Source organism: Pseudomonas sp. R1-6 (assembly GCF_051132115.1).
GTDB lineage: Bacteria > Pseudomonadota > Gammaproteobacteria > Pseudomonadales > Pseudomonadaceae > Aquipseudomonas.
The window spans coordinates 366,009-383,132 of the sequence record NZ_CP071662.1 but is presented as its reverse complement, the minus strand read 5'-3'; the positions used below and the strand labels follow the sequence as shown (position 1 = coordinate 383,132).

Here is a 17,124-nt window from a genome sequence, read left to right as displayed (position 1 = left end):
ACCATACACACACCCGTACAGCGAAACCGATACGACCATTGCCATTAGTATTTTCATACGCGCTCCTGTTTTTCGAGGAGCCTAGACTTTTGGCTTGGTGCGCTATATCGCCTGCTTCCGGTTAAAGGGTGGGAAGTTTCCGATATCTCGTCTAGCCCTGTAGGACGTCGGCGTAATGATCCACCCGTGGCGAGGGAGCTTGCTCCCGCTCGGCTGCGAAGCAGTCGTAAACCGGCGGGTGCGGTGTGCCTGATGCTCCGCATTCGGCAGGACTGGGGCCGCTTCGCGGCCCAGCGGGAGCAAGCTCCCTCGCCACGGGTTTATTGGTTGCCTTAAGTGAACGGCAGCGTTCTTTGCACCTGACCTTACTGAGCCTTGATCTCAGTAGTCGCTGCCGGCTTGGCGGCGGGTTTCTTCACTGGCTCAGCCTTTTTCACTGGTGCCTTGGCCGGGGCCTTTTTAGCCGGGGTCTTGGCCGCCGGCTTCTTCGCCGCTGGCTTGGCCGTGGCTTTCTTGGCTGGCTCGGTCTTCGCCGGCGCCGGCGCGGGTGGCTCCACCGGCGCAGGGGCTGGGACGGGGGCCGGTGCCGGCGCTGGAGGCGGCGCTACCGGCTCGGGAGCCTTGACCGGTTCCGGCTTTTTGACGTCATCCGAGCCACCGAACAGGTTGGTGAAGAAGTTGCCCTTCTTCGCAGCCACCGCACCCGCTGCCGCCGCCGCCACCGGAGCCACCTTAGCCGGTTCGAATGATTTGCCGGCGGCCAAGTCTTGCACCTGGCTGGCGGCACGTTGGCCACTGCGCAGCGCGCCTTCCAACGTGCCTGGATACATGGCGTCGGTGTGTTCACCGGCAAAAGCTACGCGCTGCAAAGGCTTTTCCCACAGGCGCCAGTATTTGCTGATCTGACCCGGACCAAACGCCAGGTACGCGCCGCCCATGGAAGGGTCGGTGCTGTAGCGACGGATTTCATAACCGGTGAACGCACCGCGCGCTTGGGGATAAAACGCATGCAGGCGGATCAGCACTTGGTCGACCATCTGCTTGTCGCCAAAAGCCTGCATCACCCGGGCATTGTCGCCGGACAGGTTGATGACCACATTCGCCCCGCCCTTCAAAGCCGGCTCGATCCACATCATGCCCAGGCCGGCGTTGCTGTAGATCTCGCCCGACATGCGCGCCTTGCTGTCCCAGACCGGGGTCTTGAACTTGAGCATGATCTGGTCGCGCCAGCCGTAGTTGGTGCCTTTGATCGCGCCCTGGTGCTGGGCATCGAGGGCCGGGGTCAGCTGGATCTTGTTCAACGCCCGCAGCGGCACCGCGAGCACGACGTAGTCCGCCTGGTAACCCACGCTGCCGACCTTGACGGTGACGCCGTCCTTGTCCTGGGAGATGGCCGAGACCGGGGAGCCGGTCTTGATGGTTTTCAGTTGCTTGACGAACGCCTGGGCCAATACCGGGCTGCCACCGAGCAGGCGCGAGGCGCGCAGGTCACGGTCGGATACGCCGCGATAGACGCGGTTCTGCTGTGCGAAATACAGCAGCGACAGGCGGGACGGCTCGTCATAGCGCGTGCGAATTTCCTGATTGACCAACTGCCGCGCGGTAGCGGGCAGCTGCAAGCGGTCGAGCCAGTTGGACACGGTGATCTGGTCGAGGGCGTGCAGCGTGTTGGTGGCCGTCGGGTTCAGCGGATCGTCGATGGACCGCGCCAGCTCGTCCAGGGTGGTTTCATAGCGCTTGAGCGCTTCTGCGGTGGCGGGCTGCTTGGTCGCCAGGTCGGCGGCGGTGAAATAATTACCGTCGATCAGGTAACTCGGGGTGCGCACGAATTCCGGCGCCGGCGTGGTGCTCAGCTTGAAGGTGGAGACGTATTTGTTCAGCACCGGCTGGGTCTTTTCGTTGCCGATCCACTCACTGGTGGCCATGCCCGAGCGGCCGCCCAGGCTCGGCTTGGCTTCCAGCAGCGTCACGGCCCAGCCTTTGTTCTGCAATTCGTAGGCCGCCGTCAGCCCGGCCAATCCACCGCCGATGACGATGGCCGTCGGTTGCTTGTCCTTGGCCAGCGCCGAAACGCTGAACAGCCCTATCATCACCAGCGCACAGGCGCGCAGCCAACCAGCAGACATTCAACGAACTCCGGAACAAAGCGTAAGAATTTTCGGTTTTTTGAGCCAGTCGGCTCTCGGTCTTTCGAGCCAGTCGGCTCAGGGAACGGCGAAGAATACGTCAGCCATCAAAGCGCCGCCAGCGACGTCTATCGCCTGGCCCAAAGTCGCGTGAATGACACAATGGGTTGTCCGCGGGGCCGCCATTGCATAGGCTTGCGCGATTGTTTTGCCCGCGCCCGCCGCGAGCCGCCTCGAGGAGACTGTACATGGGCCTGAATAACCAGTGGATGCAACGCGATCTCGCGGTGCTTTGGCACCCCTGCACGCAGATGAAAGATCACGAACAGTTGCCGCTGATCCCCATCAAGCGCGGCGAAGGCGTGTGGCTGGAAGACTTCGAAGGCAAGCGCTACCTCGACGCGGTGAGTTCCTGGTGGGTCAACGTCTTCGGCCACGCCAACCCGCGCATCAACCAGCGCATCAAGGATCAGGTCGATCAACTGGAGCACGTGATTCTCGCCGGTTTCAGCCACCAGCCGGTGATCGAGCTGTCCGAGCGTCTCGTGAAGATGACGCCTGAAGGACTGACCCGGTGCTTCTACGCCGATAACGGTTCGTCCTGCATCGAAGTGGCGATGAAGATGAGCTTTCACTACTGGATCAATCGCGGCCGGCCGGACAAAAAACGCTTCGTCACCCTGAGCAACAGTTACCACGGCGAAACCATCGCGGCGATGTCGGTGGGCGACGTACCGCTGTTCACCGAAACCTACAAGGCGTTGCTGCTGGACACGATCAAGGTACCCAGCCCCGACTGCTACCACCGCCCCGAGGGCATGGGCTGGGAAGAGCACTCGCGAAACCTGTTCGCGGCCATGGAACAGACCCTCGCCGAACACCACGACAGCGTCGCCGCCGTGATTGTCGAACCGCTGATCCAGGGCGCCGGCGGCATGCGCATGTATCACCCGGTGTACCTGAAGCTGTTGCGCGAAGCCTGCGACCGCTACGGCGTACACCTGATCCACGATGAAATCGCTGTCGGCTTCGGTCGCACCGGGACGATGTTTGCCTGTGAGCAGGCCGGCATCACCCCGGATTTCCTTTGCCTGTCCAAGGCACTGACCGGCGGCTACCTGCCGCTGGCGGCATGCATGACCACCGACGAGGTGTACAGCGCGTTCTACGACGACTACCCGACTCTGCGCGCCTTCCTACATTCCCACAGCTACACGGGTAACCCGCTGGCCTGCGCCGCAGCCCTGGCAACGCTGGATATCTTCGAAGAAGACAACGTCATCGAAACCAACAAGGCCCTGGCCCAACGCATGGCGAGCGCCACCGCGCACCTGGCCGATCACCCGAACGTGGCCGAAGTGCGCCAGACCGGCATGGTGCTGGCCATCGAGATGGTCAAGGACAAGGCCAGCAAAACCGCCTATCCGTGGCAGGAACGGCGTGGCCTGGCAGTGTTCCAGCATGCCCTGGAGCGCGGTGCATTGTTGCGGCCGCTGGGCAGCGTGGTGTATTTCCTGCCGCCTTATGTCATCACGCCAGAGCAGATCGATTTTCTGGCGCAAGTGGCCAGCGAAGGCATCGACATTGCCACCCGGGAAAAGGTTAGCGTGGCAGTGCCGAAGGACTTCCATCCGGGTTATCGCGATCCGGGCTGAATCCCGGCCTCCTGCTGAAACACTGTTGTGGTGAGGAAATTTAGCGAAACGTCCCCTCGCCACAGATTTAACTTTTCAGAGACTCCACATGAGACTGTCCCGCTTCTTCATCGACACCCCCCTGAGCCTTGGCGATCACGAGCTGCCTGAAGCCCAGGCCCATTACATCGGCCGGGTGCTGCGCATGGCCGAAGGCGATGCGGTGCAGGTGTTCGATGGCTCGGGCCAGGAGTTTCGTGGCACCCTGGCCGAGGTCGGCAAGAAACGCGTGCGCGTGCAGCTCGACGAGCAATTTGCCGGGCAAGCCGAGTCGCCGTTGCGCATTCACTTGGGCCAGGGCCTGTCCCGGGGCGAGCGCATGGATTGGGCGATCCAGAAGGCCACCGAGCTGGGAGTCACCGAGATCACGCCGATCTTCACCGAGCGGTGCGAAGTGCGCCTCAAGGACGAGCGCGCCGACAAGCGCCTGCTGCATTGGCGCCAGGTGGCGATCAGCGCCTGCGAGCAATGCGGGCGCTCCACCGTGCCGGTGATCCACCCTCCACTGCTGCTGGCCGACTGGCTGAAGCAGACCGACGCCGAATTGAAACTGGTGTTGCACCCGGTGGCCGATCCGCTGACCAGCCATGCCAAGCCCTCGTCCCTGGCGTTCTTGATCGGCCCCGAGGGCGGGTTGTCGGATGGCGAGGTCGAGCAGGCCAAGGCCGCCGGCTACCACGCCGCCCGCCTCGGCCCCCGCGTGCTGCGCACCGAAACCGCTCCGGTGGTGGCGCTGGCGGTGGCGCAGCAGTTGTGGGGGGATTTCTGAAGCCGAATGTAGATCCCTGTGGGAGTGAGCTTGCTCGCGATGGCGGTGGGCCAGTCAACATCGATGCTGACTGATCCGGCGCTATCGCGAGCAAGGGCTCACCGGCACATGACAGCTACTGCACCGGATCGCTCGTCGGCTTGGCAATGATCGCCTTCAACTCGCTGGTCATCGGGAACTCCAGGTTCAGCCCCTTCGGCGGGATCGGCTTCTGGAACCAACGGTCGTAGATGGTGTTGATTTCTCCTGATTTGTACAGGTCCGCCAGGGTCGAGTTGACCAGCGCCAGGAATTGCGGATCGTCCTTGCGCACCATGCAGCTGTAGATTTCCCGCGACTGCTCTTCCCCGACCACGACCCATTTGTGTGGATCGCGCGCCTTGGCCCGTTCGCCATAGAGCAGCGCGTCGTCCATGTAGAACGCCGCCGCCCGACCGGTCTCGAGCATCTGGAAGGCTTCACCGTGGTCCTTGGCGCTGATGACGAACATCTCGACCTTGTTGTCCAGGTTGTAGCTTTTGAGGAACCGCTCGTTGGTGGTGCCGGCGGTGGTCACCACGTTCTTGCCCCGCAGGTCGGCGAAGCTGTGAATGCCGCTGTCCTTGGCCGTCAGCAACTGGCCCTTCACGTAAATGAAACCGTAGGAAAACGCCACTTGCTTCTGCCGCTCGGCCGTTACGCCAGTGGAGCCGCATTCCAGGTCCACGGTGCCGTTCTGCACCAGTGGGATGCGGGTCTGGGAAGTGACGAGGTTGTATTTCACGTTCAGTTGCGGCAGCGCCAGTTGCTGCTTGATCCGCTCGACGATCTTGCTCGCCAGCTCCACGGAGTAGCCCATCGGTTTGCCGCTGTTGTCCCCCACATAGGAAAACGGCACCGAGGCGTCGCGATAACCCAGCGTGATGCTCTTGCTGCTGGCGATCTTGTCCAGCGTGCCGGCCGGCGGCGCTTCGTTGGCGAATGCCGGGGCGCTCAACAGCAGGCTCAGGGTGCAGCCGATCAACGTGATTCTTTGCATTGTTATTCTCCGTTGCGGGTGGGTCAGGCGGCGCGGGGCGCGAGGCCTCGCATGTCGATGGAAGGTGTACGTTGGCGGATCAGTTCACTGAGCAAGCGGCCGCTGCCACAGGCCAGGGTAAAGCCCAAGGCGCCATGGCCCAGGTTGAGCCACAGGTTGGGATAGCCGGTGGCGCCAATCAGGGGCACGCCGCTGGGCGTGGCCGGACGCATGCCCGCCCACTCGACGGCGCGTTCGTAGTCCCCGGCCTGTGGGAAGGTTTCCATGGCCTGGCGGCGGATCAAGGCCAGGCGCCTGGGGTCCGGTGCCGGGTCAAAACCGACAATGTCCACCATCGCCGCCACTCGCAATTGTTCGCCGATGCGAGCGTAGACGACCTTGCGGTCATAGTCGGTGATGCTCAGGTCCGGCGCCCGGTGCCGCGCCTCGATGGGGACCGTCAGGCTGTAGCCCTTGAGCGGGTACAACGGCATTCGTACGCCAGGCAACGCCAGCGCTGCGCTGCGGTGGCCAGCGGCGATCACCAAGGCGTCCACGTCCAGGCGATGGCCGCCCAGGTCGATAGCCCGCACCTCACCGTTGGCATGATGGATAGCAGTCACCGCACGCCCCAACAGGAACTCGCAACGCCCCGAAGCCCGCAACCGCGCCGCCAATTGCTGGCAGAAGCCATGGCAATCGCCAACCTCCTCGTCCGGCGTATAGATCCCGCCCGCGAACGGCACGTCGGCCAATGCGGGTTCCAGGCTCGCGCAATCGGCGTGGCCCAGTACCTGCTGAGCAGGATCCGTTACCCGCCGCCGAGCGTGTTCGAAATGGCTGGCATTGCGAAACGTCACCAATTTGCCGTTGCGCCGCCAGTCAAAGCCGTCGAGGCGATCCTCTTCACGCCAGGTCTGCAATGTCGCTTGGCTCAGTAGTGCCAGACGCAACAGGTGTTCACCGTTGCGGCGGTTGACCGAGGTCCGGCACTTGGCGATAAACGCCGCCATCCAGCGCCATTGGGCCGGGTCGAGGCGTGGGCGCAGCTTGAGTGGCGAGTCCGCGCGCAACATCCAGCCAAGGGCCTGCCACGGCACCCCGGCATCCGCCAGCGGCGTGACGTAGCGATAAGATAACTGCCCGCCATTGGCGAAGCTGGTTTCGCTGCCCAACGCGTCGCGGGCTTCCACCAGTGTGACATCGACGCCTTCGCGGACCAGCGCGTAAGCCGTCGCCAACCCGATCACGCCTCCACCGATGATGCAAACCCGCTGAGCCATGTTCATCCCACACCTGTTTTGAATGGATCAAGGTTAGGATCGGATGACAGCGTTCGAACAATGAATAAAGATGGGCCTCCTATAAACAAAGGTTATGGACTCGCCATGCGCCTTCGTCATATCGAGATTTTCCAGGCCATCCGCCAGACCGGCTCCATCAGCGGGGCGGCGCAGTTGTTGCACGTCTCCCAGCCGGCCGTGACCAAGGTGTTGCAGCATGCCGAACAGCAACTGGGGTTTGCGCTGTTCCTGCGGGTGCGCGGCAAGCTGCAGGCCACGCCCGAAGCGCTGGAACTGGAACGCGAGGTCGACAAGGTCAGCGAAAGCCTGCAAGGCGTTCGGCGCCTGGCCCAGAGCCTGCGCCGCGAGCCCGGCCACAGCCTGCGGATCGGCGCCACGCCAGCCTTGGCCTTGTCGCTGATGCCGGCGGCGATCCATCACTGGACCCGACTGTATCCAGACATCGTGTGCGAATTATCCAGCGCCCACAGCCGCGAATTGACGCAAAACCTGCTTATGCGTGAGATCGACGTCGCCCTGACTTTGCAACCGCCCGATCACCCCGGCCTCAAGGCCCAGCCCCTCGCCAGCGGCGTGCTGGTGGCCCTGGCGCCCAGCGGGCACTGGCCCGAAATGGCCATCGGCACGCCCATGCCATTGCAGGCCCTGGCCGATGCGCCGTTGATCGGCCTGTCCAGCACCGACCCGCTATCGGCCAGGCTGGACGGCTATCTCAAGTCAGTGGAACCGCCGCCGCGCATCAACATCGCCGTGCAGACGTACTCACTGGCCCGGGCCATGGTCGAGTCCGGTGCCGGGCTGGCGGTGATCGACCCGTTCACGGCCTTGGGCGCTTCGAGCACCCGCACGGCCATCCGCCCGTTGTCACCTGCGCTGCCCATTTCCCTGTACGCCGTGACCCGGGCCAACGAGGCCCCAGCCCATACAATGGGTGCCCTGCTGGAGATTTTCGCCAGCCAGGCCCAGGCGCAACTGGATCGTCTGTTTACAAGTGCTCAAAGCACGTAGAACAGAATCGCCACGAAATGCAGCAGGCTGCCGGCAATGACGAACAAATGCCAGATGCCATGGGCATGGCGCAGGCGTTGGTCGAGCGCGAAAAAAACGATGCCCACGGTGTAGAGCACGCCGCCCGAGGCCAGCCAGGCGAACCCGGTGCTACCCAGCGCCGCCAACAACGGCTTGACCGCCACCAGGACGATCCAGCCCATCACCGCGTAGATGACGATCGAGAGGACCCGCGCTTCGGAGCGTGGCTTGATCTCCTGCAGGATGCCGATCAGGGCCAGTCCCCAGACAATCCCGAATAACGTCCAGCCCCACGGCCCGCGCAGGGTCACCAGGCAGAACGGCGTGTAGCTGCCAGCAATCAACAGGTAGATCGAAAAATGATCGACCTTCTGCATGATTTCTTTTTTGCGTCCGCGCACGCTGTGATAAACCGTCGAGGCGCTGTAGAGCGCCAGCAAGGTGAACCCGTAGATTGCCACGCTGACAATCTTCCAGGGATCGCCGGCCATCCCGGCAATCACCAACAACCACACCGCGCCGATAAACGCCGCGACAGCCCCAACCAGGTGCGTCCAGGCGTTGAGTCGTTCTCCGTGATACATCCAATCCCACCCCACATTCCGAAACTGGCGCCAAGGCTCAGGCCTGGCGCCTGAAACTGCAATGAATTGCTTTTCAAATTGCGATATAGCAGGTGTGGCGAGGGGATAAATCCCCTCGCCACAAAGGCAGGTTCGGGCACAATCAGCCCATACGAATAAGAGTCTGCCTCCCATGCTGATCGACGAAGAATTGACCCTGAAAAAACTCGAGGTGTTCCTGGCTTTCATGCGCACCGGCAACCTGGCGCGGGCGGCGGCCGATCTGCAAACCAGCAACGTCAGCGTGCATCGGGCCATTCACTCCTTGGAGAGCGCCCTGCGTTGTCCATTGTTCAAGCATGAGGGCCGCAACCTCACGCCGCTGGAAAGCGCCTATGTATTGGAAGAGCGTGCGCAGAAATTGATCCAGGACGTGATCGAAAGCGTGCGCCTGACCCGTGAGGCGGCTGGTTTTTCCGCCGAGCGTTTCAAGCTGGGATCGTTGTATTCATTGACGGTCAAGACCGTGCCGCAGCTGATCATGGGCCTGAAGATCCGCCGCAGCGAGCTCAATATCGACTTGATCATGGGCTCCAACATCGATCTGTTGTACAAGCTCAAGAACATGGAAGTCGATGCGATCCTGGTGTCGCTGGACGACAGCGTCAACGACCCGGACTGCGAGCAGATCCAGCTGTTTTCCGATGACATCTTCCTCGCCACGCCGGCCGACTCCCCCTTTGCCCAGCGCAGCGAAGTGGACCTGGCCGAAGTGCGCGACGAGACCTTCATCACCCTGACCCAAGGCTTCGCCACGCATCAGGACGGCGTTCGGGTATTCAAGCAGGCGGGGTTCGAGCCGAAGGTGGCGATGCAGGTCAACGACATCTTCACCCTGCTGAGCATGGTCAGCTCAGGGGTAGGCTATGCCTTGCTGCCGGGCAGGATCGCGGCGGTGTACGAAAACCGGGTGAAACTGATCCCGTTGCAGGAAAAGTACCGTTTGCAGCAGCACATCGGCGTAGTCTTTTTGAAAGCCAAGGAGCGCGACCCGAACCTGCTGGCGCTGTTGGCGGAGTGCCGGATGTATGCCAATCGCCAGGCTTGAAACCGAGCCGCGCCCATCGCGAGCAGGCTCGCTCCCACAGGGGATCTGTGAACACCGATCCAAAGTGAGAGCGAGCCTGCTCGCGATGGCGCCAGCGTAGTTAGCGAAGAGCCTAAGCCCTACCCCATCAACCCGCGCATGATCAGAAACAACAGCGAAGGCCCGAGCAAGCAGCCAAGCGCCGTATAGAACGCAGCCGTCAGGCAGCCATACGGCACCAGCTTCGGATCGGTCGCCGCCAGGCCGCCGGCTACGCCACTGGAAGTACCCATCAGCCCACCGAAGATCACCGCGCTGCGCGGGTTGTTGAGGCCGATGAAGGGCGCCACGAACGGCGTCGCCACCATCACCAGGATCGCCTTGATCAACCCGGCGGCGATGGACAGCGCCATCACCTCGGAACTGGCGCCAATCGCTGCCCCGGTCACCGGCCCGACAATATAGGTCACCGCCCCGGCGCCAATGGTGGTCAGGCTCACCACATCGGTGTAACCGAAGGCCATCGCCACCCCAACACCGGCGATAAATGAAGTCCCGACCCCGACGAACAAGGCCAGTATCCCCACGAAGCCGGCGCGCTTGAGCTCCTCGACGCTGACACCGAACGCCGTGGCGACAATCGCAAAATCACGCAGCATCGCGCCACCCAGCAAGCCGATCCCGGACAGCAGCGGGATGTCCACTACGCCCTTCTGCCCGCCGGTCATGGCCCCGCCGATGTATGAAAGCACCAGGCCCAGCAGGATCGCGATGGCCGAGCCATGCAGGCGACCTTTGGTGAACGTGTTACTCATCCAGTAGGACACCCACATGGTGATCCCGACAATCGCAAAACCACTGATCAGGCCGTAGCCGGTGATGACTTTCATCATGGATTCGTACATGGCGATCACCCGACCGTTTTCACGGACACGTTGGATTGAGGGTCCTTGTTACCAATGCGCACCAGCACCGGTACCAACGCAAAGGCAATCGCCACGGCCAGGGTCCCGGCCAGGATCGCCATCGGCCCGCCTTTCAGCGCGCCATAGACGTTTTGCTGCGCCGCCATCGCCACCACGATCGGGATATAGATGGCACTCCAGAATTCCACGCCAGCTTCAGACTTGCCCTTGAACAGGCCGCGCTTGTTCAGATAGCTGCCCAGGCCGATCAATAGCAGCATCGCAATGCCGACACCGCCGACATTGGCCGGCACGCCGATCAATTTGCCCAGCAGCTCACCGATGAAAATACCCGCCAGGGTACAAAAGGCCAGAAACGCCACACCGTAGATAATCATTGTCGTAATCCTCAAAATGCATCGTCGAAGTTGTTGTTTTTGTGCTTCGCCAGCTTGAGTCGGTGTCTAGGGTTGGCGGCGTCCCTCCTCATGCAGTAGCGCTTGCAGCGTATCCAGCCGCGCGCCATCAAACGCCATGACAGTGCCTTGCTCGAACACCCGGCGCGCCAGCCCGGTGAGCACCGCGCCGGGCGGCAATTCGATTTGCAGGCGCACGCCACGCTCATAGGCGCTCTGCACCGTGCCGCGCCAATCGACGACACGGCACATGTTGAACGCCAAATCGTCGCGTAGCGCATCGGTCTTGAACATCGGCCGGGCGCGGCTGCCACTGAGGTAGCCCAATGTTGGCGCCTTCAACGGCACGTCGGCGAATGCCTGGGCCAACGTCCGGGCCGGTGCCTCCAGCAACGGGCAATGGGACGGCACGCTGACCGCCAGCCGGCAAGCCTTGCCCGCGCCTTGACGCCGGGCCTTTTCGGCGACGAGGCCCATGGCTTCGTCGCTGCCGGCGATGACTACCTGGTTATCGGCATTGATATTGGCGAGGTAGACCGGCGCTGTTTCGCTGTGTACCTGGGCAAGCAAGGTCTCCACCACCGCGAGGTCCAGGCCGATGATCGCCGTCATGCCGTAGCCTCGTGGATACGCCTGCTGCATCAGCTCGCCCCGCAGGCTGACCAGGCGCAGCGCATCCGCAAAATCCAGCGCCCCAGCCACGACCGCCGCCGGATAAGCACCGATGGACAGCCCCGCGACGTAATCCGGAGCGCGAGCCTGCTCAAGCAACCGACGAGCCGCCGCCACGCCTGCGATCAGCAGGCACAGCTGCACGGCGCGAGTCGATTGCAAAGCCTGGGCACTGTCCAATCGCAATACATCTTCACCCAGCACATCCCCCGCCTCTTCGAGGATCAGCGGTGCCAACCCATGGAGCATGCCCACGCGCTGCGCACCCTGGCCGGGAAAGACGAAAAGGCTGCTCACGCGACCTGCTCCACTGAAGATTGCCAAGGGTCGCTCACCAGGCGCGCCTGGACATCATCCTTGAGCAAGACCCGACGCGACGAACCCGCCCACTCGCGTAGGGCGACGGCGCCGCAAGGCGTTTGCAACTGCATGTCCACGGCGCAGACCGAGGCATCCAACAGCGCCAGCAGTTCCTTGGCCTGGAGACGATTCAGACGACGCGGCGCGCGCAGAATCAAATCCAAGTCACTGCGTTCATGCAGCGCCTCGACACCCGTGGCCAATTCGAACCCGGCGCTGCCGCTCACGCCCCAGATCCAACCACTGGCGTCGAGCAAGGGGCGGAGCTGCGCCAGGGCGATCAGCGCAGGCAGGTCACGACGGCATTCGACATGACGAAGATCTTCCGGGCGTACCCGGCGCTGGACCGCAACCACAGGCATCGACGCGGCGTAACGCTGTTCCCGGGAGGAGCCGCGCAGGCCCACCGCGACGTGCCCGGGCAAGGTGAGCGCTCGACGCACCACCACCGGCTGCCCGAGGTCGAGCGATTCGACAGCCCAACCCGGCGCATCCGCAGGCAACTGCAAGGCAGTCATCCCCCAGAGCAGGTCATGGGTCAGGAACGTGCTCACCACTGCGCCCTCAACAACTGGCGAACTTGGCTGGAAGCTGCGCGATGGGCCGCCCCCAAACGCCCGCTCAGATCCCGAGGCGCACCCGCCACGTCGTTGATCGCCTGTTGCAGGCAATCAGTCACCCGCCCCAGATCCGCTGCCGTCGGTTGCTCGATCTGCTCAACCGACAAGGTTTCCCAGAGCAAACCCAGGCTGGCGTAGCTGTCGATGTCATAGGCCATTGGCGGCACGCTGGCAGCCAGGGCTTCAAGTTCTTCGACACTGCGCAAGGTCACCCGCGCCGCCGAGGCCTTGCCCATGGCATGGACCATCACCCCCGGGTCGCGCAGGGCAATCAGCCGGTTGGCCTGGTAGCCGTGGGCCAGGAACGCGCCGGACATCGCCTTGCCCACCAGCAAGCCAATCACCGGATGCCCGGCCAATCGGGCGCGGGCATAACTGTCTGCCGCGCCAGCCAGTGCTTGGTGAATGCCGAGGGCTTCTTCGCGACGGCCATAAGCCTGGCTGGGCACATCGACAATGGCGATCAGCGCACGTTTGCGAGGCGCGTTGCGGTCGGCTTCGATGGCATCGTCCACCGCCTTGGCCAAGCCCCAACCTTCGAGCAAACCGACTTCGCCATTGCGCGCCCGAGGAAAACGGTTGTCGGGGTCGGCCACCACGGCGATCAAACGTGCGGTTTGTTCGCCCAGTTGGACGTCGGCCACTTGCAGCGAAGCCGGCAAGCCATCCAACGGCTTGGCGCCGCCGCTCAAGGCCTCGAACCAGCGCGCGCCTCTCATTGAATACGAACTCATGGGCGTTCTCCCTGATACAGCTGGCGAACCGCTGACGGTTCGATTTGCACGTCGGTGTCCAGGCGGGCCAGGCGTTGCAGGAACAAATCTGCCTGACCGCTGCGGTGCTCGTCGGGTACACCCAGGTGCAACAGTTCGCCGACCTGCCGACGGATCTGCGCGACGTCATCGGCAACGTATCGGTCCACCAGCCCGGTCGCGTAGCGCTGCTCGCCGCCGGTCAGGCTCCAGATGAACGGACGATCGCGGGAGTCGTACTCGTCGATGCCGGCCTCCTGCTCGATCACTTGCGGGCCGTTCAACCCCAGCCGCGCTTCCTGGGTCACCAACAGGTAACTGCACAACCCGGCGGCAATCGACATGCCGCCAAAGCAGCCGACGCTGCCCGCTACCACGCCGATCACCGGTTGGAACTGGCGCAGGTCGACGATCGCCGAGTGGATCTCGGCGATCGCCGCGAGCCCGAGGTTGGCCTCCTGCAACCGCACGCCGCCGGTTTCCAGCAGCAGCACGGCGCGGGTCGCGATGCCTTTGCGGTTGTCTTCAGCCGCCAGTTCCAGCGCACCGGCAATTTTTGCCCCGCCGACTTCGCCGAGGCTGCCGCCCTGGAACGCACCTTCGATGGCGGCGATCACCACCGGTAGGCCATCGAGCGTGCCCTTGGCGATCACCACGCCATCGTCGCTCTGCGGCACCACGCCTTGGCGCAGCAGCCATGGCGACATGAAGCGCTGGAAGGGGTCGAGCAGTTCACGGAATGTTCCCTCGTCGAGCAAGGCCTTGGCCCGTTGCCGGGCACCGAGTTCGACGAAGCTGTGCTTGTTGAGCAGCGTTGCGCTGTCAGTCATGGCCGATCTCCTCGAAGCCTTGCTCCAGGCGCAGACGCACCACGCCTGGGGTGGCGCCGAAATCATGGATGTCGATGTTCATCGCCGGGGGCGTCTGGCCGTCGAACATGCGGGCGAACAAATGCTGCCAGCGTTGCTCGCTGCCATTGACCGAGGTCTGCACCTGAATGGTCAATTTTCCCGCCAGCCCCGGTTCGATCAGCACCTCCAGATCGCCCGAGCCGACGCAGCCCACCAGCGCCCGGCCTCGTGGCGGCTGTCCGGCGGAAAATTCAAAGGACAAGGTTTCCATCAGCACACTCCTGGAAAGAGGTCATCGCCGCGCTCGATACGGTCGAGAAAGAGGCAGGCGGCAAGCAGGTCGGCAGCGCCGCCGGGCGAGGCGTTCAAGGCAATCAATTGTTGGTCCAGCGCATGGAGTTGGCGGCGACCCACCAGGCTCGCGCTGCCACCGGCGTCGAGCACCGCTTTGGCGCCCTGTTGCATGGCTTGCAGCCCCGCTTCGCCGGCGCGGTAGAGCACGCAGGTGTCGGCCAGGGTGGTCATGATCGCCAGCAAGGCATCGAGCCGGGCGTTCTGTTCGCCCGCTCCAGCCGCGCGGCTGCGCTTGAGTTGCGGCAGGCCCAGGCCGGTGACGGCCGGGAACGCCAGCTGCGCTTCTTCCCGGGCACCGCGTACGCCGTAACGCTGGGCGACCTGGACGCCATGGGTCAAGGGTCGGGGCGCATAACGGTCGTTGAGCAAGGCCAGACGAGCGGCGCGTAGGGTGACGGCGCCCGCGACGTTGGATTCAGGCTTCAGCGCCGCCGCAGCGATCAACAGGCCCAAGGCCCAGATCGCGCCACGATGAGTATTTACCCCACCCGTGGTGGCGAGCATCGCGGCTTCACCGTCGCGGCCGATGCGGCCCAGGGCTTCGCGCAATGGCAGGCCGATCTCGCCACAGTCGAGGGCGGCTTCGGCCATTTCCTTGAAGGCCGGCCACAATGACAACGCCGAAGCGTGCATCAGACCCAAGTGCAGATCGGTGTGGGCACCGCTGCCGCGCCGATCCACCAGCGCCGGTTTCGGCGAGAGGTCGGCCTCATCGATCAACGCGTCCACCGCCAGGTCGGCCAGACGTTCAGCCAGGGAAATTGGCTTGGGTTGCAGATTCAAGGCGCGCATTTACCAGCTCCTGAACTTGGCGGGCGGGTTGTAGAGGCCACCGGACCACTCCACCAGATCGGCCACGCTCTTGGCCGCGAGCAACTCGCGGGTGGCGTCGGTGCGGCGGATACCGAGGTCTTCGGGCAAGGCAATCAACCCTTCGCGGCGCATGCGCGCGGTGTCTTTCGGGTCATGGCGCAAGCCGACGGCCGTCACCCCGGCCACGGCGGCGATCATCGCCTGGCGCTCTTCGAGGGAGCGAGCCTTGTACAGGTAGGCGATGCCTTCTTCGGTGAGCAGGTGGGTAACGTCGTCGCCGTAGATCATGATCGGCGCCAGGGGCATGCCGGCCTTCTTCGCCACGTCCACCGCGTCGAGGGTGTCGACGAAGGTCGGTTTGCCGCCCTCCTGGAACGTCTCGACCATCTGCACCACCAGCTTCTTGCCGCGCTCGAGCAGCGGCGCTTCGCCGTCGCCGTGGCGCATGTCGAGCCAGGCCGGGGTGCCGTGACGACGGCCGCGCGGGTCGTGGCCCATGTTCGGCGCGCCGCCAAAACCGGCGAGTCGGCCACGGGTCACGGTGGAGGAATGACCGTCGCCGTCCACTTGCAGGGTAGCGCCGATGAACAGGTCCACCGCGTATTGCCCGGCCAGTTGGCAGACCATGCGGTTTGAACGCAGCGAGCCGTCATGGCCGGTGAAGAACACGTCGGGCCGGGCGGCGATGTAGTTCTCCATGCCCAGTTCGGTGCCGAAGCAATGTACGCTTTCGACCCAGCCACTTTCGATGGCCGGGATCAGGGTCGGGTGCGGGTTGAGGGTCCAGTTGCGGCAGATCTTGCCTTTGAGGCCGAGGGATTCGCCGTAGGTCGGCAGGATCAATTCGATGGCGGCCGTGTTGAACCCAATGCCGTGGTTCAAGGATTGGACGTTGTGTTTTTCGTAGATCCCACGGATGGCCATCATCGCCATCAGCACATGCACAGGCTTGATGTGGCGCGGGTCGCGGGTGAACAGCGGCTCGATGTAGAACGGCTTGTCGGCCACCACCACGAAATCCACCCAGGACGCCGGGATGTCCACACGGGGCAGGTCGCTGACGTCGTCCACCAATTGGTTGACCTGGACAATGACGATGCCATCGCTGAAAGCCGCCGGCTCGATCAGCGCGGGGGTGTCTTCAGTGCTGGGGCCGGTGTAGATATTGCCGGCGCGGTCGGCCATGAAACCGGCCGAGAGCACAACGTTGGGAATCAAATCCACCACCAGCCGGGCATAGAGTTCGATGTAGGTGTGGATCGCGCCGATTTCCAGCAGGCCGTCTTCCAGCAATTGGCTGATGCGCAGGCTTTGGGTGCCGGCAAAGGAAAAATCCAGCTTGCGAGCGATGCCACGCTCGAAGAGGTCCAGGTGCTCGGAACGGCCGACGCTGGGCATGATCATGTGCAGGTCGTGCAGCTTCGATGGATCGGCCTTGGCAAGGGAGCGCGAAAGAAAATCCGCCTGCTTCTGGTTATTGCCCTCCAGCACCACACGGTCGCCGGGCAAGATCAATGCCTCCAACGCCGCAACGATGTTATCGGTGGGCAACACCACGCCATCGGCAAGGTCCTTGACCAACGCCAGGCGCCGCTGCTTTTCGCTGCGCCGCCGCGTCCATCGCGAGTCGGGGGATATTGTTGTTGTCATGACCACTCCACGGGTTCGCTTTCGTGGGGCTTACCTTAGGAGTGTTGTGGCGAGGGCATCAATCAAGCTCGATGGTGGATCGTTACGGTGGGAGTAATGGTTGAGTGCGGCGCGATGGACAGCGCTTTTCGTGGCGAGAAAGCTTGCTCCCTCACCACGGAT

17 protein-coding genes are annotated in these 17,124 nt (G+C 63.4%); 4 read left to right on the top strand and 13 right to left on the bottom strand.

Annotated elements, in window-relative coordinates:
• Nucleotides 1–365: 365 nt before the first annotated feature.
• The gene (locus J3P81_RS01760; RefSeq protein ID WP_434561839.1) at nt 366–2,126 is read right to left on the bottom strand and encodes a flavin monoamine oxidase family protein; all 1,761 of its coding nucleotides are present in this window, start codon (nt 2,124–2,126) and stop codon (nt 366–368) included.
• 248 nt (nt 2,127–2,374) lie between these two features.
• Here J3P81_RS01760 and J3P81_RS01755 point away from each other — a divergent pair, with 248 nt between their 5' ends.
• On the top strand, nt 2,375–3,781 hold the full coding sequence (locus J3P81_RS01755; RefSeq protein ID WP_420765002.1) for an adenosylmethionine--8-amino-7-oxononanoate transaminase: 1,407 nt from the start codon (nt 2,375–2,377) through the stop codon (nt 3,779–3,781).
• Between the two features lie 88 nt (nt 3,782–3,869).
• Nucleotides 3,870–4,589: a 16S rRNA (uracil(1498)-N(3))-methyltransferase gene (locus tag J3P81_RS01750; protein ID WP_434561837.1), complete on the top strand. Its 720-nt coding sequence runs from the start codon at nt 3,870–3,872 to the stop codon at nt 4,587–4,589.
• Nucleotides 4,590–4,704: 115 nt separating this feature from the next.
• Here J3P81_RS01750 and J3P81_RS01745 read toward each other — a convergent pair whose 3' ends face one another.
• Together J3P81_RS01745 and J3P81_RS01740 are read right to left on the bottom strand one after the other, a co-directional pair.
• Nucleotides 4,705–5,607 carry a transporter substrate-binding domain-containing protein gene (locus J3P81_RS01745; RefSeq protein WP_434561835.1) on the bottom strand — a complete coding sequence of 301 codons (903 nt, stop codon included), beginning with the start codon at nt 5,605–5,607 and terminating at the stop codon, nt 4,705–4,707.
• A 23-nt stretch (nt 5,608–5,630) separates the two neighbouring features.
• Nucleotides 5,631–6,869, bottom strand: coding sequence for a D-amino acid dehydrogenase (locus J3P81_RS01740; RefSeq protein ID WP_434564070.1), 1,239 nt, complete (start codon nt 6,867–6,869; stop codon nt 5,631–5,633).
• A 105-nt stretch (nt 6,870–6,974) separates the two neighbouring features.
• Between J3P81_RS01740 and J3P81_RS01735 the strand changes: the two genes are divergently transcribed.
• Nucleotides 6,975–7,898 carry a LysR family transcriptional regulator gene (locus J3P81_RS01735; protein WP_434561833.1) on the top strand — a complete coding sequence of 308 codons (924 nt, stop codon included), beginning with the start codon at nt 6,975–6,977 and terminating at the stop codon, nt 7,896–7,898.
• Here the strand turns inward: J3P81_RS01735 and trhA are convergent.
• Complete coding sequence (gene trhA / locus J3P81_RS01730) at nt 7,886–8,503, bottom strand: PAQR family membrane homeostasis protein TrhA (protein ID WP_420765005.1); 618 nt, start codon at nt 8,501–8,503, stop codon at nt 7,886–7,888. The two genes, J3P81_RS01735 and trhA, sit on opposite strands and share 13 nt — an antisense overlap.
• Before the next feature lie 172 nt (nt 8,504–8,675).
• On the opposite strand from trhA, the gene J3P81_RS01725 reads away from it, so the two are divergent.
• Nucleotides 8,676–9,590, top strand: coding sequence for a LysR family transcriptional regulator (locus J3P81_RS01725; protein ID WP_434561831.1), 915 nt, complete (start codon nt 8,676–8,678; stop codon nt 9,588–9,590).
• Between the two features lie 119 nt (nt 9,591–9,709).
• On the opposite strand, the gene madM is transcribed toward J3P81_RS01725, so the two are convergent.
• The 9 genes from madM to mdcA form a co-directional block, all read right to left on the bottom strand.
• Nucleotides 9,710–10,474, bottom strand: coding sequence for a malonate transporter subunit MadM (gene madM / locus J3P81_RS01720; RefSeq protein ID WP_420765007.1), 765 nt, complete (start codon nt 10,472–10,474; stop codon nt 9,710–9,712).
• Nucleotides 10,475–10,479: 5 nt separating this feature from the next.
• Nucleotides 10,480–10,872 (bottom strand): malonate transporter subunit MadL, encoded by a 393-nt coding sequence (madL, locus tag J3P81_RS01715; protein WP_420765008.1) that lies wholly within the window; start codon nt 10,870–10,872, stop codon nt 10,480–10,482.
• Between the two features lie 66 nt (nt 10,873–10,938).
• Complete coding sequence (mdcH, locus tag J3P81_RS01710) at nt 10,939–11,859, bottom strand: malonate decarboxylase subunit epsilon (RefSeq protein ID WP_434561829.1); 921 nt, start codon at nt 11,857–11,859, stop codon at nt 10,939–10,941.
• Nucleotides 11,856–12,476 carry a malonate decarboxylase holo-ACP synthase gene (locus J3P81_RS01705; protein WP_434561827.1) on the bottom strand — a complete coding sequence of 207 codons (621 nt, stop codon included), beginning with the start codon at nt 12,474–12,476 and terminating at the stop codon, nt 11,856–11,858. The genes mdcH and J3P81_RS01705 overlap by 4 nt, the downstream gene beginning before the upstream one ends.
• Nucleotides 12,473–13,276 (bottom strand): biotin-independent malonate decarboxylase subunit gamma, encoded by an 804-nt coding sequence (gene mdcE, locus J3P81_RS01700; protein WP_420765011.1) that lies wholly within the window; start codon nt 13,274–13,276, stop codon nt 12,473–12,475. The genes J3P81_RS01705 and mdcE overlap by 4 nt, the downstream gene beginning before the upstream one ends.
• A complete protein-coding gene (locus J3P81_RS01695) occupies nt 13,273–14,124 on the bottom strand; it encodes a biotin-independent malonate decarboxylase subunit beta (RefSeq protein WP_434561825.1) in 852 nt (283 codons plus the stop codon). The genes mdcE and J3P81_RS01695 overlap by 4 nt, the downstream gene beginning before the upstream one ends.
• Complete coding sequence (locus J3P81_RS01690) at nt 14,117–14,416, bottom strand: malonate decarboxylase subunit delta (RefSeq protein ID WP_420765013.1); 300 nt, start codon at nt 14,414–14,416, stop codon at nt 14,117–14,119. Before J3P81_RS01690 ends, J3P81_RS01695 begins: the two co-directional genes overlap by 8 nt.
• Nucleotides 14,416–15,291: a triphosphoribosyl-dephospho-CoA synthase gene (locus J3P81_RS01685; protein WP_434561823.1), complete on the bottom strand. Its 876-nt coding sequence runs from the start codon at nt 15,289–15,291 to the stop codon at nt 14,416–14,418. Before J3P81_RS01685 ends, J3P81_RS01690 begins: the two co-directional genes overlap by 1 nt.
• On the bottom strand, nt 15,292–16,962 hold the full coding sequence (mdcA, locus tag J3P81_RS01680; protein ID WP_434561821.1) for a malonate decarboxylase subunit alpha: 1,671 nt from the start codon (nt 16,960–16,962) through the stop codon (nt 15,292–15,294).
• Between the last annotated feature and the right edge of the window lie 162 nt (nt 16,963–17,124).